Origin of the sequence: Desulfosporosinus nitroreducens (assembly GCF_023897015.1) — a bacterium.
Taxonomy (GTDB): Bacteria; Bacillota; Desulfitobacteriia; order Desulfitobacteriales; family Desulfitobacteriaceae; genus Desulfosporosinus; species Desulfosporosinus nitroreducens.
The window spans coordinates 1-19633 of sequence record NZ_JAMHFY010000035.1 but is presented as its reverse complement, the minus strand read 5'-3'; the positions used below and the strand labels follow the sequence as shown (position 1 = coordinate 19633).

Sequence of the window (19633 nt, the reverse complement as noted above, 5' to 3'; positions counted from 1 at the left end):
CCAACGTGCCTTGTCACAATGAAAAAGCTATATTCCTTCATTCTCAAGAATCTTATATTTGTACATATAATCTTCAGCGCTTTTTAGGACTTTTAGGATATTCTCATTTGGTCTTATCTTTGTTGCCCAACCAAATGCAATACTTACACTTATACCATTAACGTGTTCATTTGAGGACTGGTTTTTAATTCTTGTAACTATTTTACCCACTTCATCCATGTCAGTTTTGGGAAGGAGAACGACAAATTCATCTCCTCCCCAACGGGCAACTATATCATCTGCCCTACACGCACTTTGAATAGCTGCTGCTGCTTTCTGTAAAAGTTCATCCCCTTTATCATGACCGAAGGTATCATTTAGAAGCTTTAGACCATTCACATCCCCATTTATTATAGAAATAGGAAGATTTCTATTGTTATCTAATCTTTTAATCTCTTCTTCAAAAAACCTTCTATTATAAAGTCCTGTTAGTTTATCATGATAGCTTAAATAAGTTATTTCTTGCTCTCTTTTTGTTCGCTCATTGATTTCTTCTTCTAGTATGATATTAAACTGTTTAAGAGCTGCAGTTGTCTCCTCTAGTTGTTGATTTAATCCAAATATCTCCTTTTGCAAGTAACTATTTTCATTAATTAATCTTTCGTTATCTCGTTTCATGTGTGTAAGGTTTTTATGTGTTTCTATGGGGGTAAAAACTTCGTGATAATTAGATGGTTTGCTACCAGTTTTAAAAACAAGTATAGTTGAAGTCTGGTTAATGTGACCGATATATTCCTCACCATAAGTAGAAAAACCTATCGTCGGTACACCGCTGAATAATTCTCCATATTCCTTAACTAAATTCTTTTTTTCTAATTCAAGGGTACGCATTATGCAATGAAAATTAATAATTCCTTCTATCTTACCAAATTCATTCATTTTCTTTTCTAAAGCATTCTTCGTATCTTCAATAATATTCGTTGATTCAAGTAATTTAACCTCCATCCCTTCCAGTATTTTGCATGCAAATTGTATACTGGTCCCATTCCTTAGTAGTGGGGTTCTTACTAAGATATTATTTTCTCCAATAACCAATCCAACAGGATTGGACATGAAATAGTTCTGTGCTTCTTCAACTGAAGATGCATGTACAGCACTTGCATAGGCCGATATCGCAGGCCTGTTATTAAATTCAATGACTTCTCTAGTTGCTTCATTAACTTTATTTGCGATTAAAACATGATCTAAGGCTTTAAAGCTTTGAGTTTTTATAATTCCAAATTCAGCATCAACGTTCATCTTTAATAAAACAAGGACTGCGGAATCGGTATAGGCTTTGCCATTTGCATAAACGAATGTTTTTGAATATTTGAGATCATCTCCTGCAGAGCCTCCGATAAAATAGACATTCGTCCTGTTACCAATTTGATCCATTACGTTTTCTTCTTTCATACTTATACCGTCAATTAATACTAACCCAACATATCTTGATGCTTCCATTTTATAGGAACTCTCCTGATAATATTGTTCGAATGATTTAAAGGCTGCTTCCACGCTTAGATTTTCGCTCATTTGTTCAATCACTTCCACTTTAGCATCCGAAAAAATTTTCGAATTGAAAGCCATTGCAACGACAGAGTTTTTTAAAAAATGTCTATTTACTATTTCACCTGCTGTAGAACATCCAAATACGATACAGTCCTTAAATGCTTTTTGCATTGAATTGCTCAGCCTGTCCTGGTCAAAGTTGGAGGAAGCAAAATATATTAGTAGTTTTACACCAATACCTTCTAACTGCTTTTTAATATCTAACACTGCTTCTTCTTCACTAGATTTCGCTGAAAACACAGATTTCATATTGCTTCTACTGCCCTCTATTTCTCTTGCATTTAATTGTCTGGCAATAGTAATAAGTTTCTCGATAATTACCGGATCATCTTCAGAACACTTACTAAACTTGTTTGGATTAACCCCTTTTAGAATAAATTTGGCTTTTGTCATTTCCGCAATAGCAGGATTACCTTTTGACCTTTCTTGAATGATTCTGTCAATTATTTCTTTTATTTTGCCAGCCAAGAATAACCACTCCTTTATTAACGAAATAACTAAGATGAATTCACTCCAAAAAAGTATTTGAAACGAAATTGTACCTGCCTTTATGTTCTAAATTTCTACAAATGAATACAAATTCCTCTTTAATTACTCTTAATATATAACAAAATGTAAATTCCAGGTCCAAGGATACTTGGAGCAGAGCATAGCTCCTGGAAAAGTAGGTCATCACAGGTAAAAAAACGAAGAACAATCTCTTACGAGGTAGTTCTTCGTTTTTTTTAATACTGTTATTCTTTTAATAAGTCCTACTTTGCCTCGGCAACCCCAAAAGCAAAAGCTCTCTGATTTAATTCCAGCAGCTTAGCTGGGATTCTTTCCACAAGGGCATTTCTCCAAGAATCTTCTGGGAAATCCATGTATTTAGAGAGGACCCCCATCAGCACAACATTCGTGGCTTTGGCATTGCCAGCTTCGGAAGCTAATTTTAATCCGTCCAATCCGATACAACGGCCTACTCGCTCTTTAAGGTCATCAAGGATATTTTCGGGGTAAGTTGTAGCTCCGATGAGTACTGTTAAAGGTACAATTTTTTGAGTATTAACGATCATGACGCCGTCTCTTTTTAAGAAATGAGCCCACCGATAAGCTTCTAACTGCTCAAAGGCCACGATGAAGTCCGCTTCCCCCGGTTCAATGACCGGAGAGTAGACGCCTTCTCCCATTCGGACTTGAGTTACTACTGATCCACCCCGTTGGGCCATACCGTGGATCTCTGACATTTTAACTTCGTAACCCTCAGCAATAGCAACATGAGTTAAAACTTTGGAGGCTAAAATTGTTCCTTGGCCACCGACTCCCACGAGTAAAACATTAATTATTTTAGGCATTATCATCACCCGCCTTTCGCAAGGCATTAAATTTACAGACATTAATACACACTCCACACCCTGTACATTGGGCTTGGTCAACTTGGGCTGTTTTGTTTTCCTGATCAAAGGAGATTGCTGGACAACCTAACTTTAAGCACATTTTACAACCGTTGCAGTCTTGGACTCGGAGTGGTTTTTCTGTATTTTTGATAATAAGAGCACATGGACGTCGGGCAATGATCACTGAGGGTTCGGGAACGGCAACTTCGGTCTTGATTGTCTCCTTAACTCTTGCCAAGTCAAAAGGATCAACCTCAGTAATTCGCTTTACTCCCAAGGCTTTACATAAGGCAACAAAGTCAACTTGAGGAGCTGGCTGACCCATGAGAGTCTTGCCTGTAGAAGGGTTTTCTTGGTGTCCTGTCATGGCTGTGATTGAGTTGTCCAGTATAATAGTAGTTAGATTTGCTCCATTATAAACTACATCCATCAGTCCGGTAATGCCCGAGTGCAGAAAAGTTGAGTCGCCAATCACAGCAACCATATTTTCTGCCATTTCTGGATGGGCCTTAATCATTCCCAGGCCTGCAGATATTGAAGCCCCCATGCAGATAGTAGTATCCATGGCTTCAAGTGGAGCCATGGCTCCCAGAGTGTAACAGCCAATATCACCGGAAACAATGAGTTTAAGTTGTTTCAGGGTAAAAAATATTCCTCGGTGTGGGCAACCGGGGCACATGACAGGTGGACGAATCGGAGAGTCAAAAGCAGGGGCCACCGTTATCCCGGGTTGGCCGCTGATCTTTTCTGATACCATACGAACGGAGAGTTCACCATAAGGAGGGAAGAGTTCTTTCCCTATAACATTGATTCCTAAAAGACGGACTTCCTTTTCCATATAAGGCTCTAATTCCTCGACAACATAAAGCTTATCTACCTTTGCAGCAAACTCTTTGATTAAGCCTGACGGTAAGGGATTAGTTAATCCTAATTTGAGGATGGACGCCGTGGGAAGAGCTTCTTTGACATATTGATAAGAAATTCCCGAAGTGATGATACCAATAGTCGGGTCTTGCAGTTCCATATAATTGACGGCCACCGTTTCGGTATAGTCTGCTAGTTTATGCATCCTTTCTTCGACCACTAAACGTCGTGCGCGTCCATTTGCCGGAAGCATGACGTATTTACGTGGGTTCCGTTCAAAGGTTTTTACCTGTCGTTCTAGAGGATCGTTCAGCTCTACTAGACTTTGGGAATGAGCTATGCGAGTTGTAATCCGGATCATAACCGGAGTATCAAAGGCTTCGGAAATATCCATCGCTAAGCCAACCATGTCCTTAGCCTCCTGGGAGTTCGAGGGTTCTAACAAAGGTATCTTGGCAAACGCCGCGTATAGTCTATTGTCCTGCTCGTTTTGTGAGGAGTGCATTCCAGGATCATCAGCTGATACCAATACTAAGCCAGCGCGCGTTCCTGTATAAGCCACTGTAAAAAGCGGATCAGCGGCTACATTAACACCAACCATCTTCATGGCAACAATGGCGCGAGCGCCGGCAATAGCTGCCCCAATTCCTACTTCCATCGCTACTTTTTCATTTGGCGACCACTGACTGTAAACTTCTGGGTATTTTGCAATATTTTCGAGGATTTCCGTGCTTGGTGTACCAGGATAGGCTGCAGCAACGCTGACACCATATTCGTAGACACCCCGAGCAATTGCCTCATTGCCTGTCATTAATGTTTTCATGCCTTCTCTAGTCTCCCCCCTTAGTGGAAATGATCAAAATTTTACTAAACCTTGTCCATGTAAGCATTTTAACTCAGATAACAAAAAAATGTAAGAGGCCAGATTATCTCAATAAGATAATGGTTCAATTTAGGGTATTGTTCGACTTAAAGCAGCCATAGTCAAGGCCATAAACTTGCTTCTTGGAGTGTCACTCCTCGATGTCAGTACAATAGGAACCTGAGCTCCAAGTATAATCCCTGCCATAGTCGCCCCGGCAAAATAAACCATCGATTTTCCTAATACATTTCCCACTTCTATAGTAGGAGTCAAGAACAAATCCACCTCGCCATTAATCTGACTGCTAATTCCTTTGTGTTTCAAGGCAACTGCGCTTACTGCTCCATCGAGAGCCAACGGACCTTCTACAATTGCCCCTGGAAATTTTCCAGCTCGACTCATGTCAGCTAGTGCCTGAGCATCCATTGTCGCTGGCATTTTTGAATCCACCATCTCATTGGCAGCCAAAAGAATTACATTCACCAAATCCATTCCAATACCTTGCAAGTATAATAGGCTATTTTCTAATATCTCCTTCTTCTGAGCTAAGCTAGGCGCGATATTCATTCCTCCGTCGGTAACAAACAATAACCGTGAAAACCCAGGAACTTGAAACGCTGCCAAGTGACTAAGTAAACGCCCAGTTCGAAGTCCTCGTTCTGAGCGAAGCACAGCGCGTAAAAAATCCGAACTGTTGATAAGCCCCTTCATCAAGAAATGTGCTTCTCCATCAACAATGATGTCAACTGCCTTGTTTGCCGCCTCCAATGCATTTGGCTCATCAATCAACTCGACACTTTCCAAGCTGAATTTGATTTCAACCGCCAGTTGTTTGATTTGTTCAACATCGCCAATCAGAACAGGAGTAATTAGTTCTTCTCTCACCGCTAATTTGATAGCTTCCATGACTTCTTTATCTGCGGCCGCAGCTACGGCAACCTTTGCCTTACCTAAACTCTTTGCTCTGTCGAATAAAGCATCAAACCCGCTAAAGCGCATTCTATACACCCCATTTTCATTACCCTTTAATAATTTATCCGATGGCTACAGCGACACTCAGTCGTCCATGGCCGTCAGGGGATAAGTGGCGCTAAGTCCCTAGATAAGTTCAGCTAAACTCCGCCTGAAGTAAGTTTCATTTATAAGTTAATGCTTGTTCTTCGCCATTTAGGACTCGCAACGCACCAAGAGCTAAGGCTTCCATTTCCTCTTCTCCAGGGATCACTGTAACTGAGGAAATAAAGGATACTCTTCGAATGATTTCTCGAGTGATGAACTCTGAATAAGCAAGCCCGCCAGTTAAGACGATTTGATCAACCTCACCCGCCAGCACCGTGGCCATTGCACCGATTTCTTTAGCAACTTGATAACATAAGCCATCTAATACCAGCTTGGCATACGAGTCTCCTTCATGCATACGTTTCTCAGCTTCTCGAGCATCTTTTGTACCAAGATAGGCGAACAAACCGCCTTCTTTAAGGATTTTTGTGTTCATTTCCTTTTCCGAATACTTTCCTGAATAGCATAGTTTGACTAGTTGAGAACAAGGCAAGGTTCCACACCGTTCAACAGAATACGGTCCTTCATTATTGGCATTATTCACATCAACCATTTTTCCTTTTCGATGGGGTGATACAGAAATTCCTCCGCCTAAATGGGCAACAATCAGATTCACCTCATGATAAGCTTTTCCCAGCATACAAGCGGCCTTACGAGCGACGGCCTTCATATTTAAAGCATGAGATTGGCTTAACCGAGCTAACTCCGGAAATCCTGAAAGCCTGGCTACCGGCTCCATTTCATCAACGGAAACGGGATCTACTATATAGACAGGGACATTAATCCTCTGTCCCAAGTGAAAAGCAATAATACCACCTAAATTAGAGGCATGCTCTCCTCTAGTCGCATTTTTTAAGCTATCAACAAGATATTGATCAACTAAGTAAGTGCCTCCAACAAGCGGGTTCAGCATACCTCCTCGGCCAACTATTCCATCAAACGATTCCAATGGAATTCCTTTTTCTTTTAATAATTTTAAAATGTGCTCGATTCGATATTCATATTGATCACTTACGTGTGAGAATGTTTGGATCTCACTGGTAGGGTGGTCAATTCCATATTTCCAAAGACAAGTATAATTCTCATAAACTGCGATTTTCGTGGATGTTGACCCCGGATTTATAGCAAGTACTCTCAAGAATCATCCTCCTATTTAAATCCATTTGTCGATATATCTAAAATAAACTGCTTAATTATATCATAAAATGGGAACGTCAATTAACCCTTATAACAAATACAGGTTAAACTAAAATTAACACAAAACCTGCGTCGATTACTTAAATATAAATATTATCTTCGAATCCAATCAATACAATACAATTACTCGAATGAATACTTTCAAGTAACGACAATTATTCTTTCCTAGACAGAAGAGTGCCTTGTTTTTATAGTTATCTCTCTAATTCAAGATAAAAAGAAAGCGATCCTGCTGATACAATATCACGCAGGAAACGCCTTCCTTCAAGTACTATAAGTTGAGCCCATTCAAATATAAACCTCCAAAGTTGATTTAATTGTTAAGGAGCGATAACACGCCGAGCTCCAAGATAACGTTTTGCCCAATAAGAACTAGTCATGTCATCGTAGGAAACCCCGCCAGAAGACGAATGTATCATCGTGTTATTTCCAACGTAAATTCCAACGTGGGAAGCTCCCGAAGAATATGTGGCAAAAAACACTAAATCGCCTGGTTTTAGATCTGATCGCGAAATCGAAACTCCATTTTTAAACTGTTGTTCTGAAGTTCTACTCAGTGATATGCCACTATTACGGTATACATATTGCACATATCCCGAACAATCAAAACCCGGTGAGGGGGTCGTTCCGCCCCAAACATACTTTATTCCTAAAAATTGAGAAGCATAGTTTAGTACTTGTTTTGCTCCGCCCGAAACAGTGACAGTACCAGCGACTCCCCCTCCGCCCGATGATGTTCCCGGGGAGTTCTTCTCTTTTTCTGCATACTCAGCTTCAAGTTTTTCCTGTTCAATTAATTGTTGTATTCGGTTAACCTTTGCTTTAGCCGATAAGGAAGCATTAAGGGCTGCTTTTTCTTCTTTGCTCAATTGATCAAGTACCGCTTGCTGCTTAGATAGAACTTGTTGTACAGCCTGCTGTGTTTCAGTCTTACCCTCAATTGAAGCCTGAATGGCTACCTTTTTTTCTTCGATTAGTCCCATTTGACTATTCATGGACTCTTTCAACTTAATAATTTCCTCTTGAAGCTTACCGTGATTACTGACAATCATCTGAATCTTGTCTGCCCGATCGATAAAATCCGATAAGCTGGTGGCTTCAAACAAGACAGCCAGATATGTAGTCATTCCATCTTCGTAGTTACTTCTTAAGACTTGTCCCAAAGCTTTAATGTGTTCCTGACGTTTAGTTTCTAATTTTTTTTGTTGATCTTCCAGATCTTTAAGATTCTTTTGTTCCTCCGTGAGTTTTGCCTGTTCCCGATCGATACTGTCATTTAAAACCTCAACGGATTGTTTTAAGGCCATAACCTCTGTCGTTGCACCGGCAACTTTTTCTTTTTGAGCCTTCAAAACCCCATTTAACTGATTGGCTTGTTGTTGAGACTGATTTAATTGCTGCTGTAAGTTGTCTGCCCGCGCAGGCATCGATGACGCAACTAACAGGAAGACTCCGATAATGCTGATTAAGGTTGTTTTATGCAGAGAGTTAATCCTTTTCATTTAACTTAAACCCCTTAAAAATACTTTAGTTTATAATTTCGCCAAAACTCGTTAAATTCCTTGTTTTGGTCAGGAATTAATTTGCCAATTTTTTCACTTATCCCCTCGTCTTCAAGGATTTTTGGCAAACAAAAAACCTTAACACATTAAAAACGTGCAAGGTGTTCTTTTGAGCGATTAAACATGAAATAAATCTTTTTTTGTGACCTTATAATCCGGGCTAATTTTATAGGTAGATCGAGCATCCAGAGTGCAAAGTGAAGTTTGTGGTTCTTTTGCTCCTGTTTCCGCCACTTGCCATTGTGCTAACCCAACAATTTCGTCAAATTCGGTCATTTGACTCCAATAACGCTTCGGCATAAAAGTCATTCGACACCGGGGGTTATTCCTGCCTTCAATGGCAATCGTTTTGTAGAATTGTTTCCATAAACGACGGTATTCAAGCTCTGCCGAATCAACATCCGGCAAGGTTAACTCTTCGACAAAAATCAGCTCTGCTTTTTGTGATTGAAAAATCAAGGCCATCCCATGGGTTTTATCATAAATCATAAACCTTTCGTTACGGTAACGATCACAGAAATGCGGTGACAAAAGGGGAAGAACATAGTTTTTGGGTTCAATTACCGCTATAAGTACTTCACCGTAGACGGAAAAGCGCACAAAGCCTTTGAACTTATGAGATTCTGACGTCAAGTGGCGTACTGCTTTTTGGAGGGAACAAACCGTATCATCGGTGAGCATCATCATAACCTTGCCTCCATGCTTAAACCCCAAACGCAAGAAGCGAAAGATTAGCATTTCTTTGTGGGGATCACATGTTAAAAAACCCAGTTTCACGAACTCCTGGGCTTGAGGAGATATCTTCATAGGAATCGAGTTATAAACCCTGTCTGCCTTCTGTTCGTCTGTTTCAATCCATTTCGCCGTATCAAAAAGAGTCTCTTGAACACTAGGGGGTCTAATGACGCTGGGAATTTCCTTTCGCTGGTAGCTTTCAAAGACGCAACACATTAGTCCCTCAAAGCTACCGTCATAAGCATATATCAAATCTGTCCCGTCAAGCATTGTTGCACATCCTCCCTAGTAATGAAAGGTTCGTTAAAAAATGATAGTTGCTCAGGGTATGGTGACGGGAGCTTATACTGATCGGCCATCAACGCTCTAATAGTTCCATCAGAAGTCACTTTCAGACCGTCCATAATCTTTCCCTTACAGGTTATAAAATACTGCGCACGTTTCAGTACAACACCAATCTTTTTAAGACCCGAAAAATCAATGGGACTATTTCTCCTGGCCATAAGAATTCGCTGGGCGCTGGTCACGCCGATTCCCGGTACTCGTAACAGCATCTCAAAAGGTGCCTTATTAATCTCTAACGGAAATTTCTCCAGATGATTGAGAGCCCAATTGCACTTGGGATCTACTTGCAAATTGAAATTGGGATTTTGCTCATCAAGCAGCTCTTTAGCTTCAAAACCGTAGAACCGCAGCAGCCAATCAGCTTGGTAAAGCCGATGCTCTCGCAGGAGAGGCGGTTTTGTATCCATAGAAGGCAATAATGAATTCTCTGCGACTGGCATGTAAGCAGAGAAAAAAACCCTTTTAAGATGGTATTTTTTGTACAGCCCTTCAGTGAGTGTTAAAATTTTATGGTCAGTATCGGGAGTTGCCCCCACAATAAGCTGTGTGCTCTGACCAGCGGGCACAAATTTGGAAGCATGTCGGTATTTCACAAGATCTGTACAGTTTTCCTGGATCTTAGCAGTAATTAGTCCCATCGGACGCAAGATTGATTCCTTTGTCTTGTTAGGAGCTAACAGCGTCAAACTCTCCTGAGAAGGCAACTCAATGTTAATACTCATCCGATCGGCTAAAAGTCCTAAGCGTGTTATAAGCTCGCTATCTGCTCCAGGAATAGCCTTGACATGAATATAGCCGTTGAAATGGTAAACACTGCGTAATAATTCTAGAGCTTTAATTAATTGTTCCGTCGTATGATTGGGACTTTTAATCACTCCAGAGCTTAGAAATAATCCCTCAATGTAATTTCTGCGGTAGAAATTAATCGTAAGTTCTGCTAGTTCATGAGGTGTAAATGCCACTCTTTCAATATCATTTGACACGCGATTGACACAGTATTTGCAATCAAAGATGCAGACATTGGTCATGAGTACTTTCAATAGAGATATGCACCGTCCATCAGCAGAAAAGCTGTGACATATACCCGCTTTCGCCGCACTTCCGATACTGCCAAATTTCCCTTTTCTATCTACACCGCTAGAGGTGCAAGCCACATCATATTTAGCTGAATCAGACAAGACTGTAAGCTTATTATAAACATCTATGATCAACACCCCCTGACAATAATACTATAATATGAAACATATGTTCTTGTCAAAGGGAACTAAAAGCCGGGAATTGGAGCTAAATCAATTCCCGGCTTTCGATTTCGAACATAATAGACTGCTCTCCCTAGAAATGGAGAACTGCAAGATTCTAGCGTGAATAAAGATTCTTAAGGATTTTATATCAGCGAGGTACTAAAATATCTTTCAACTCTGTCAGGCAAAACAGTCACTATGTTTTTATCCGCGCCAAACTTTTGAGCCATTTTGATAGAAGCCCAAACATTGGCGCCTGAAGAAGTCCCTACCAGTATACCTTGAACTCTGGCCAGGTCTCTAGCGGTACTAATCGCGTCATCGTCTGTAACTTCAATTACTTCATCAATTAGATTTACATCGAGCACTTTTGGGATGAAGCCGTCACCAATTCCTTGAATCTTATGTAATCCCGGCTCATGACCCAGTAGTGCAGAAACATTTTTAGGTTCTACTGCAATTATTTTAGCCTTTGGGTTTCTTTCTTTAATAAATCTTCCCACTCCTGCCAGAGTTCCTCCGCTACCCAGCCCAGAGACGAAAACATCCACTTTGCCCTCCATTTGTTCCCAGATTTCTGTAGCTGTCGTAAGGTAATGAATCTGAGGGTTATCGGGATTTTCAAACTGCTGAGGAACAAAAATATTGGGATCTTTTTCTTTTTGTCGTTTAACTTCCAAAACTGATCCGCCAATACTTTCTTCCGCTTTGGTCAAGATTAGCTCTGCACCTAATGCCAAAATAATCTTTTTTCTTTCATCGCTCATATTTTCCGGCATAACAATGACTACCCTATATCCTTTTTGAACACCGACTAAAGCAATGCCTATCCCCGTATTACCCGAAGTAGGTTCTATTATTGTCATACCGGACTTCAAAACCCCTCTAGTTTCCGCCTGTTCAATCATATGTTTGGCAACTCTGTCTTTAATACTTCCACCAGGGTTTAGATAGTCTGCCTTAGCGAAAATATTTAACGCAGTAAGTTTTTTCAGACTAACCATTGGCGTGTTCCCAATAATATCCAGAATGGTTTCAATTATCATCATATCTACTCCTTCATTTATTTCAAATTAATCTTACAATTATTTCAATATATTCTCAATACCCTTGTTCTGATATTAACAAGTTCTGCCACTTTAAACCCAAAAGCTCCAAAAGACGGTCACGTTTCTTTTAGACATGAAAATGCTCCCCCGTAGGAGGAGCATATAACGCTGATCGTCTTTTTCTCGTCAATCTAAAACACAGCCCTTATCTACCTGAATCTGATGACCATATCGACTCGATTTTATTATTTTACAATATAAACTAATAAGAGCAGAAAAAAGTACTGCTCTTACTAAAGAGTATGTTCCTTATTGTTTATACTGAGGTTCCTGATTTTGAATGTATTGCTCTCTGCCTTTTAAGTCATTAAGAGCAGTATCAAACGTTTGGGCGAGCTGTTCAAATGTTTTTTTGGCTTGTTGATCCTGAGTTTCTAAAGAGAATGTCTTCATAGTGGCAGCTGCGTTTTGAACTGTAGCGATAGCTTGTTGCATCTGTGTTCCAACAGTCATATTTTCACCTCCTTTCATCTTCATTCGGGATTTTAACCTTTTGGTTTAAATATCAGCGCCCCCATGAAACTAAAAATTATGGCAGCAGATATACCGGCACTGGTTATCTGAAAAATACCGGTTAGGACCCCAATAATACCAGAGGATTCATATTCTTTTAAAGCACCCTTTACCAGAGAATTGCCAAAACTGCTGATAGGTACAGTAGCTCCAGCACCCGCAAATTTCACTAGTGGTTCATAAAGACCCAGACCTCCAAGTATCGCTCCCATAACGACTAATGTGCTGGTAGTATGGGCCGGAGTTAGCTTTAATCCGTCGAGCATTAACTGTCCAATGACACAAATTATGCCGCCCACAATAAAAGCCCACATAAATTTTTCCATTTAAACACATCTCCTTTAAATCTCGATGCATACAGCGTGGGCAACAGAAGGGATACTTTCTTTCTGTTGGTAGGACATCGGAGAAAGTAAAGCACCTGTTGCAATGACTAATATCTTCCTTAGCTCTCCCTTGCGCATGCGATTAAGAAAGTGCCCAAAGGTCGTTACTGCGGCACACCCACATCCACTTCCTCCTGCCATAACAACTGGTTGATCTTTGTTGTAAATCAAGATGCCGCAATCTGTAAAGATCTCTTCCGGTATGTTAAGGCCATGCTTCTTTAATAAGTCACCTGCAATTCTATGTCCCACTCTTCCAAGGTCACCTGTGGCAATAAGATCATAGTAACTAGGGTCTCGATCCAAGTCCCTAAAGTGTGCCTCAAGGGTATCTACCGCTGCAGGAGCCATTGCTGCACCCATATTGAAAGGATCAGAAAGGCCCATATCTATCACACGTCCTATGGTCGATGCAGTTACTTTAGGACCCTCTCCTTGGTCAGAAACTAGAGCGGCACCAGACCCCGTTACAGTCCATTGGGCTGTAGGCGGTTTTTGGGAACCATACTCTGTGGGATATCGGTATTGTTTTTCCGAAGCTGCATTATGACTTGAAACGCAGACTAAAGCATTCTTAGCAAATTTACTATCCACGAGAAGAGAAGCCAGTGACAAACCTTGCATGGAAGTTGAACAAGCACCATAAAGCCCTAGAAAAGGAACAGATAAAGTACGAGCAGAAAAACTGCTGGGAACTATCTGGTTGATCAAATCTCCACTCAGTAAAAATTGAACATCTTCCTTTTTCATATTGGCCTTTTTGATGGCTGTCTCACAGGCTTGTTCTTGAAGCTTTTGTTCTGCTTTTTCATAGCTGTCTTGGCCGAGTCGGATATCCCCATGAAGGAGGTCAAAATCTGAAGCAAGGGGACCTTTTGCTTCAGAGGGTCCGCCTACCGCGGCTGAAGCAATAATCGTTGGCTTTGTCTCAAAAACCCATGTTTGATGACCTTTTAACATTTACATCACACCCAATGCTCTTAAACTTATAACCAATAAAGAAACGACAAAGGCAGAGAAGACGCCATAAACGATGACCGGGCCTGAAAGTTTAAACATATTACCCCCTACTCCCAGAACAAAACCTTCGGTTCGATGTTCGATAGCAGCTGAAGCCATAGTGTTGGCAAAACCCGTAATTGGAATAACAGTGCCTGCCCCGGCATATTGGGCAATATGATCAAAAACACCGAACCCTGTTAGCAAGACCGTAATGATAATGATTACGGCCACCGTAGGATTTGCCGCACCTTCTTGAGAAAAATGGAAATACTTTACAAAAATCATTTGTATCGCTTGACCTAGAGTACAAATAAATCCCCCTACGAAAAATGCCTTAACACAGTTAAAAAGGATCGGCCGTTTAGGCTCTCTTTCTTGGGCAAATTGCTGGTATTCTTGCTGGATAGGTGTAAGCTTTTTTTTCTTTTTAATTGACATACAGCACCTCTTAATGCAATAAGTAAGGACGTAATTTATTAAGAAGATCTTCAAGGCTTTGGTAATTTTTAGAATACATTTCTTTAGCTTTCTCATCTTCTGTTTGGAGGTTAAAAGTTAATAGATCCGCCTGGGCTTTTTCAAAGGTAGCATAGAGCATTTCTTTCACCTTCGGTTGAGGGAGTTCCACTGCATCGTCAAAGAAGTCTACATATAAATCGCCCGATGAGTCAACTTGTCCGAGAAATACGTTCTCTAGGGAAACACCCATTTTATCAAGTTCAGTACTTAGCCACTGCGGGTTAAGACCTAAGGACGCCAGAGGCTCTTCTAACATATTTCCATCTAAAACCACAGTCTGAGGCTCAGCTTGAGGAGCGGACATTTTTTCAAGATCGTGCATTGTAACTGGTTTTTTGTCAGATTTAAAGTAGGGATTTATAGTACCGTTAGTCTCCATTACCGCAAATTCTACATCCGCCATATTAAAAGCGTTTTTAGAGCGAAGTTGCGCTAAAAGGTCTTCTCCCGTCATTCGGACACGCATGAGATTCTCTTCCATTATCTTGCCATGCTTTATCAACACGGCTTCTTTTCCATTGATTAACTGATGCATTAATCTGCTTTTGATTGAGAGATAATCGAGAGCAATTGGAAACGCAGCCCAAACGATTAATGTGATAAAACCAGTAGCTAGATTAATGAGATTTATTGACATTAAAGTCGCCACGATCGCTATTACAATATAGCTAATAAAGCTAAAAGGATTAATCTGGCTCATATTTCTTTTACCCATTAGCCTAACTGCCGCCCAAACCAAAAAAAACAAAGCGATTGACTTCAATATTATCTGCGTCAATTCGTTCATAAGTATACCTGCCTTTTTAGTTTCCTTTATATTGGGGCTCCTCAAATTCAAGAGTCTGTAATCTGTTTTCCAGATCCGCGATGATTGAACTGGTTACTACGATTGCATCTGTATACATAGACCTTGCTTCTTCCTCTCTCGTTTGGGTACTATACACTCTTAAAGTTCCACGTGCCCCTTTCAAACTTGCTAGAGTTTGTTTGACTTGAGAAGCAACTGTCATATTATCCACCTCCGTTTATCAGCAACTTTATTTATTATAACTAATAATCCAATTATCATTCCTCCATGTCTAGATAAATTTCTGATCAATCATTATTTAATAAATCTTCATTCATTTGTTGCCAATAATCAACTTAAATATGGGGTTTCACTTTTTATCAATACTTCTGTCTGTAGTTTAAACGCTTACCATCGAAAGTATGTGGCCCAGTAACTTCATTACAAAGTATCGCTAAAGCAAAAAAACTACCTCGTTAGAGATAGTTTTTTTTGCTTTAGCCAGCATTGTGTCACACATGACAACCTCCAGTGACGTACTTTAGCGCCGTCGCAGGATGAGTAATCGACGAGCCACATCCACCCACCATGCGGTTAATGCATGAGAAAGAGAATTAACTGCCCAGTATTTGTTCTGCGCAAAGCACTCCGTCCACCGCAGCCGATATGATCCCTCCAGAATATCCTGCTCCCTCTCCGCAGGGGTAAAGACCTTTAATGCCAATGGCTTCTAAGCTCTCCCCTCTTGTTATGCGCACGGGGGAAGAGCTGCGAGTTTCGGCCCCCGTCAGCAATGCATCCGGATAGGCAAAGCCAGGCATCCAGGCGCCCATCTCCAAAATACCTTGCCTTAGTGAATCAGTGATATATTCCGGTAAAAAGGAATCCAACACGGCGAACTCTGTCCCTGGCAAATAGGTAGGGAGTACATCCCCGAATGCCGTTGTTTTGCGCTTTTGGAGAAAATCTTCCAACCTTTGTACCGGTGCTTTATACCCTCCGCCGCCCGCTGTAAATGCTGCTGCCTCTATCCTGCGCTGAAAAGCGCAACCAGCAAGTGGATGTTCGCTCCCGAAATCTTCCTTCTCGACGGTTACCAAGAGCGCAGTATTGGCATTTCTACCGTCCCGAGCGAATTCGCTCATTCCATTCGTTGTCAGACCGTTTTCCTCTGAAGTTGCCGCAACTACCGTCCCCCCTGGGCACATGCAGAAAGTATATACGCCCCTTCCGTTTTGCAGATGCACTACCATTTTGTAATCAGCTGCGCCAAGCTCAGGGTGTCCGGCGAAGTCGCCGTACTGAATTTTATCTATCATCTCTTGGGAATGTTCAACACGTACTCCCACTGCAAAGGATTTTTGTTCCATATAAACACCGCTATTCAGCAAGCTCTCAAATGTATCACGTGCGCTATGTCCGATGGCCAGAACAACATTGTCTGTAGAAACTTCAGTTATATTACCCTCTTCTTCAAAACGCACACCTGTTACCTGTGCATCCTTGAACAGTATTTCTTTTACGGTTGCGTTAAAGCGCACCTCGCCCCCTAAGCGTATCACTTGCTCCCTAATTCCCTTAACAGTTTCGTTCAAACGGTCAGTACCGATATGCGGCTTGCTTAAATACATAATTTCAGGCGGCGCACCGGCCTGCACAAGTTCGCTGAGCACCTTCATCTTACGTGGATTTTTCTGTCCAATTTTCAACTTACCGTCTGAAAAGGCACCTGCTCCTCCCTCACCGAACTGCACATTAGTTTGGGTATCAAGAATACCGGTCCCCCAAAACTTTAAAACCTTTCTCTTGCGGCTATCTACATCGAGGCCCCGCTCTAGCAGAATGGGTCTTGCTCCCGCTTTGGCCAGAATCAATGCTGCGAACATCCCTGCCGGGCCGCAACCGACAACTACAGGACGCTCTTTAAGTTTTCTATCCTTTGGAACGGTATAATTCAACTCTATTTCTTTGGAGATAAATTTGTCCTTATTCATTGAAATTACTTCGTTTTCATCTCCTGAAACACATACGACAACGGTCATGTCAAAATGAATGTCCTGTTTGTTGCGAGCATTTACCGTTCGTTTTGCAATACTGATGCGCTCTATACGGCTATACTCAATATTCAACCTTTTTGCCACAATGTCTTCCAACATTTTCAAATCATACGTAAGCACTACTTTTAAGCCAGTAATTTTAATCAATTGGTTTCTCCTCACAGATTTAGTTGATGTCTTTAAAGAAAACTGCACGCGCCCAAGTCTTCAGGCCAGGCGGTCGTGTTAGTTGAACTTGCGCGCTTACCATGGCTCGAAGAGAGACGTTCTATAATTATAAAAATGTTTCGCTCCAAAGTATTTTTCGGGTAAGTTCTAGATAATCGCCTTCATAGACAAAATCTTTTGTGGAAATTAAGACCGCAATACCGTGTACCAAACCCCAACAGGCCAATACTAACGCATTTAAGTCAGTGATACTGCCTGCATCATTGCTTTGATTTTCCGATTGGTAGCGCACAATAGTATTATAGAATGTCCCGAAAGGCTGCACGTTATCTTTAAGGATTTTACAATTTTCATTATTCAAATGTTTTTTTAAGTCGCTTCGAAACAGCAACCTTAAATATTCCGGGTTTTCAACAAAAAACTTAACATAGGTATAACCCATTTCTTTGATTTGGCTTTTAATGTCATTCGGATAGCTATTAATTGCTTCCTGAAGGCTCGAGTTAAACTTATGCTCAGCCTTAAGTGTAATCGCAATGATCAAATCATCCTTGTTTCTAAAATGCCTGTACGGTGCAGTATGACTTACACCGCAAGCTTTTGCCACTTTGCGCAGTGAAAAGTTTTCATACCCTTCTTCATCCAAAAGCTTTAAACCATTCTTAATCAATTCCGATTTTAAATTTTCATGATGATAACTCTCATTTACCAAGGGGTTATACTTCCTCTCCAAAAACATAATATTATTATACCACAAAACAATAGGTATGTTTACAGCGGAAACATAGTGTGTTATTGTAATGTTGACATCGTAAACATTGTTGGGATTGAGGAGTGAGTTAAATGAAAGCCCTATTGATTTCGGATAAGGAGTTTCAAACTAAAACCTATCAGAATCTGAAAAGTCTCCTGGAAATTTTTCTGAATACCCAGGGTTTGGAAATCAAGATATTAGAGGTTGGAACGGATGACCTGGCCTTTTGCATGGGTTGCTTTGGTTGTTGGATCAAAAAACCTGGGGAATGTGTTATCAACGACAAAATGGCCCAAATCAACCGAAACGTTATGACTAGCGACGTGGTCATTTATCTAAACCCCATAATCTTTGGACAGTTCAGTGCAAACATTAAAAATGTTATCGACAGATACTTGCCCAATATGTTGCCGTTTTTTGAAATAAGACCAGATGGTTCAACGATGCATCCGCCCAGGTATGACACATACCCCAAGTCAGTTATTATTGGCTACGGTAGCATAATTTCCGAAGATGATAAACAGCTTTTTATTGATATTACAAAAAAACATCGCAGAAATATTGAGGTTATCATCTACGATGAAACACCTGAAACCATCATTGAGGCATTGACTAAAATGGAGCTTGGAAGGGTGGATAATCTATTATGAAAAATATCGTTTTAATCAGTGCCAGTCCTAAGATGAAAGATCAATCTGTCTCTACGAAACTCCTAGAAATGGCTGGCAACCGAATTGACGCAAATGCCTTCAATAAAACATTTATAGACGTCAGACAATGCATTTCACACCATCAATTGCTTGAGGCTTTCGAAACACTTTCAAAGGCTGACGTTATCATTATTTCTTTTCCTCTCTACTTTTTTTGCCTGCCGGGTATTTTAACACGGTTCTTACAAGATTACTATTGTTATTATACTGAAAACAAAGGGGTAAGAAACATAGTCAAAGTGTATGCTATTATTAACTGCGGGTTTCCCGAACCAGAGTTGAACCTTGAGGCTGTCAGAGTAATCAAGAGTTTCAGTCAACATATCAATGCCGAATTTTGTTTCGGCCTGCTGATCGGAGCAGGCCCCATGATGTTTGCCGCTAAGGATGCACCTTTTATGAAAAAACCTATCCAAAAGCTCAATAATGCTTTTTCAACAATTGCAGAAACCCTAAACCATGAGCACGTTACAAGGACGGATAATATCTATATTGGCCTCAATTTCACGTTTTCCAGACAACTTTTCATGTTCTTTGGCAACAGAAGCTGGGTTACAATGGCTCGAAAAAGTGGATTGAAAAAAAAGGATCTTTACAAGCAACCTTATTGTTAAAATGCATCTCGACCCTGGAGGCCAATAATCGGACGAGATTATCACCGTACTGTAGGTCAAATTCGTCAGCGCTGACGAATTTGAGCTGCCGCTGTCATCGCCGGAAGCGAACAGTTTATCTCCATATTCTTCAAAGAGCTGCACCAGCCTGTTGGCTGTACGCTGGGAATAGCTCACCGATTCCAC

At 40.8% G+C, this 19633-nt stretch carries 19 protein-coding genes and 1 pseudogene; 2 read left to right on the top strand and 18 right to left on the bottom strand.

Annotated elements, in window-relative coordinates:
- Nucleotides 1–27 precede the first annotated feature (27 nt).
- The 17 genes from M8E35_RS23570 to M8E35_RS23490 form a co-directional block, all read right to left on the bottom strand.
- Nucleotides 28–2055 (bottom strand): sensor domain-containing diguanylate cyclase, encoded by a 2028-nt coding sequence (locus tag M8E35_RS23570; RefSeq protein ID WP_252473264.1) that lies wholly within the window; start codon nt 2053–2055, stop codon nt 28–30.
- 284 nt (nt 2056–2339) lie between these two features.
- A complete protein-coding gene (locus M8E35_RS23565) occupies nt 2340–2921 on the bottom strand; it encodes an indolepyruvate oxidoreductase subunit beta (protein WP_252473254.1) in 582 nt (193 codons plus the stop codon).
- Entirely contained in the window at nt 2914–4650 is a 1737-nt protein-coding gene (iorA, locus tag M8E35_RS23560; protein ID WP_252473252.1) for an indolepyruvate ferredoxin oxidoreductase subunit alpha, read from the bottom strand. The genes M8E35_RS23565 and iorA overlap by 8 nt, the downstream gene beginning before the upstream one ends.
- Before the next feature lie 129 nt (nt 4651–4779).
- A complete protein-coding gene (locus M8E35_RS23555; protein ID WP_252473250.1) occupies nt 4780–5688 on the bottom strand; it encodes a bifunctional enoyl-CoA hydratase/phosphate acetyltransferase in 909 nt (302 codons plus the stop codon).
- Nucleotides 5689–5824: 136 nt separating this feature from the next.
- Nucleotides 5825–6886, bottom strand: coding sequence for a butyrate kinase (gene buk, locus M8E35_RS23550; protein WP_252473248.1), 1062 nt, complete (start codon nt 6884–6886; stop codon nt 5825–5827).
- 379 nt (nt 6887–7265) lie between these two features.
- Nucleotides 7266–8447: a C40 family peptidase gene (locus M8E35_RS23545; RefSeq protein WP_252473246.1), complete on the bottom strand. Its 1182-nt coding sequence runs from the start codon at nt 8445–8447 to the stop codon at nt 7266–7268.
- Nucleotides 8448–8624: 177 nt separating this feature from the next.
- Entirely contained in the window at nt 8625–9512 is an 888-nt protein-coding gene (locus tag M8E35_RS23540; protein WP_252473244.1) for a TIGR03915 family putative DNA repair protein, read from the bottom strand.
- On the bottom strand, nt 9491–10792 hold the full coding sequence (locus M8E35_RS23535; protein ID WP_252473307.1) for a putative DNA modification/repair radical SAM protein: 1302 nt from the start codon (nt 10790–10792) through the stop codon (nt 9491–9493). Before M8E35_RS23535 ends, M8E35_RS23540 begins: the two co-directional genes overlap by 22 nt.
- A 179-nt stretch (nt 10793–10971) precedes the next feature.
- Nucleotides 10972–11874, bottom strand: a complete 903-nt coding sequence (cysK, locus tag M8E35_RS23530) for a cysteine synthase A (protein ID WP_252473242.1) — start codon at nt 11872–11874, stop codon at nt 10972–10974.
- A gap of 312 nt (nt 11875–12186) precedes the next feature.
- Nucleotides 12187–12390 carry a DUF1657 domain-containing protein gene (locus M8E35_RS23525; RefSeq protein WP_252473240.1) on the bottom strand — a complete coding sequence of 68 codons (204 nt, stop codon included), beginning with the start codon at nt 12388–12390 and terminating at the stop codon, nt 12187–12189.
- A gap of 32 nt (nt 12391–12422) precedes the next feature.
- A complete protein-coding gene (spoVAE, locus tag M8E35_RS23520) occupies nt 12423–12776 on the bottom strand; it encodes a stage V sporulation protein AE (protein ID WP_252473238.1) in 354 nt (117 codons plus the stop codon).
- Nucleotides 12777–12791: 15 nt separating this feature from the next.
- On the bottom strand, nt 12792–13796 hold the full coding sequence (spoVAD, locus tag M8E35_RS23515) for a stage V sporulation protein AD (protein WP_252473236.1): 1005 nt from the start codon (nt 13794–13796) through the stop codon (nt 12792–12794).
- Complete coding sequence (gene spoVAC / locus M8E35_RS23510; protein ID WP_252473234.1) at nt 13797–14276, bottom strand: stage V sporulation protein AC; 480 nt, start codon at nt 14274–14276, stop codon at nt 13797–13799.
- A gap of 10 nt (nt 14277–14286) precedes the next feature.
- Nucleotides 14287–15144 (bottom strand): DUF421 domain-containing protein, encoded by an 858-nt coding sequence (locus M8E35_RS23505; protein ID WP_252473232.1) that lies wholly within the window; start codon nt 15142–15144, stop codon nt 14287–14289.
- Between the two features lie 16 nt (nt 15145–15160).
- A complete protein-coding gene (locus M8E35_RS23500; RefSeq protein WP_252473230.1) occupies nt 15161–15367 on the bottom strand; it encodes a DUF1657 domain-containing protein in 207 nt (68 codons plus the stop codon).
- Nucleotides 15368–15758: 391 nt separating this feature from the next.
- Nucleotides 15759–17348: an NAD(P)/FAD-dependent oxidoreductase gene (locus M8E35_RS23495; RefSeq protein WP_252473228.1), complete on the bottom strand. Its 1590-nt coding sequence runs from the start codon at nt 17346–17348 to the stop codon at nt 15759–15761.
- A 127-nt stretch (nt 17349–17475) separates the two neighbouring features.
- A complete protein-coding gene (locus M8E35_RS23490) occupies nt 17476–18081 on the bottom strand; it encodes a TetR/AcrR family transcriptional regulator (protein WP_252473226.1) in 606 nt (201 codons plus the stop codon).
- Nucleotides 18082–18212: 131 nt separating this feature from the next.
- Here M8E35_RS23490 and M8E35_RS23485 point away from each other — a divergent pair, with 131 nt between their 5' ends.
- Together M8E35_RS23485 and M8E35_RS23480 are read left to right on the top strand one after the other, a co-directional pair.
- A complete protein-coding gene (locus tag M8E35_RS23485) occupies nt 18213–18773 on the top strand; it encodes an NAD(P)H-dependent oxidoreductase (protein ID WP_252473224.1) in 561 nt (186 codons plus the stop codon).
- Nucleotides 18770–19447 carry a flavodoxin family protein gene (locus tag M8E35_RS23480; protein ID WP_252473214.1) on the top strand — a complete coding sequence of 226 codons (678 nt, stop codon included), beginning with the start codon at nt 18770–18772 and terminating at the stop codon, nt 19445–19447. The genes M8E35_RS23485 and M8E35_RS23480 overlap by 4 nt, the downstream gene beginning before the upstream one ends.
- Nucleotides 19448–19483: 36 nt before the next feature.
- On the opposite strand, the pseudogene M8E35_RS23475 reads toward M8E35_RS23480, so the two are convergent.
- Nucleotides 19484–19633: pseudogene (locus M8E35_RS23475) on the bottom strand (DUF3102 domain-containing protein); the annotation flags it as partial.

Excerpts from the sequence above, each read along its gene's own strand:
- M8E35_RS23565 (WP_252473254.1), bottom strand. The coding sequence starts at position 2,921 with ATGCCTAAAATAATTAATGTTTTACTCGTGGGAGTCGGTGGCCAAGGA.
- M8E35_RS23555 (WP_252473250.1), bottom strand. The coding sequence starts at position 5,688 with ATGCGCTTTAGCGGGTTTGATGCTTTATTCGACAGAGCAAAGAGTTTA.
- M8E35_RS23485 (WP_252473224.1), top strand. The coding sequence starts at position 18,213 with ATGAAAGCCCTATTGATTTCGGATAAGGAGTTTCAAACTAAAACCTAT.
- M8E35_RS23525 (WP_252473240.1), bottom strand. The coding sequence starts at position 12,390 with ATGACTGTTGGAACACAGATGCAACAAGCTATCGCTACAGTTCAAAAC.
- spoVAC (WP_252473234.1), bottom strand. The coding sequence starts at position 14,276 with ATGTCAATTAAAAAGAAAAAAAAGCTTACACCTATCCAGCAAGAATAC.
- M8E35_RS23500 (WP_252473230.1), bottom strand. The coding sequence starts at position 15,367 with ATGACAGTTGCTTCTCAAGTCAAACAAACTCTAGCAAGTTTGAAAGGG.
- M8E35_RS23480 (WP_252473214.1), top strand. The coding sequence starts at position 18,770 with ATGAAAAATATCGTTTTAATCAGTGCCAGTCCTAAGATGAAAGATCAA.
- M8E35_RS23505 (WP_252473232.1), bottom strand. The coding sequence starts at position 15,144 with ATGAACGAATTGACGCAGATAATATTGAAGTCAATCGCTTTGTTTTTT.
- spoVAD (WP_252473236.1), bottom strand. The coding sequence starts at position 13,796 with ATGTTAAAAGGTCATCAAACATGGGTTTTTGAGACAAAGCCAACGATT.
- iorA (WP_252473252.1), bottom strand. The coding sequence starts at position 4,650 with ATGAAAACATTAATGACAGGCAATGAGGCAATTGCTCGGGGTGTCTAC.
- M8E35_RS23545 (WP_252473246.1), bottom strand. The coding sequence starts at position 8,447 with ATGAAAAGGATTAACTCTCTGCATAAAACAACCTTAATCAGCATTATC.
- cysK (WP_252473242.1), bottom strand. The coding sequence starts at position 11,874 with ATGATAATTGAAACCATTCTGGATATTATTGGGAACACGCCAATGGTT.
- M8E35_RS23540 (WP_252473244.1), bottom strand. The coding sequence starts at position 9,512 with ATGCTTGACGGGACAGATTTGATATATGCTTATGACGGTAGCTTTGAG.
- spoVAE (WP_252473238.1), bottom strand. The coding sequence starts at position 12,776 with ATGGAAAAATTTATGTGGGCTTTTATTGTGGGCGGCATAATTTGTGTC.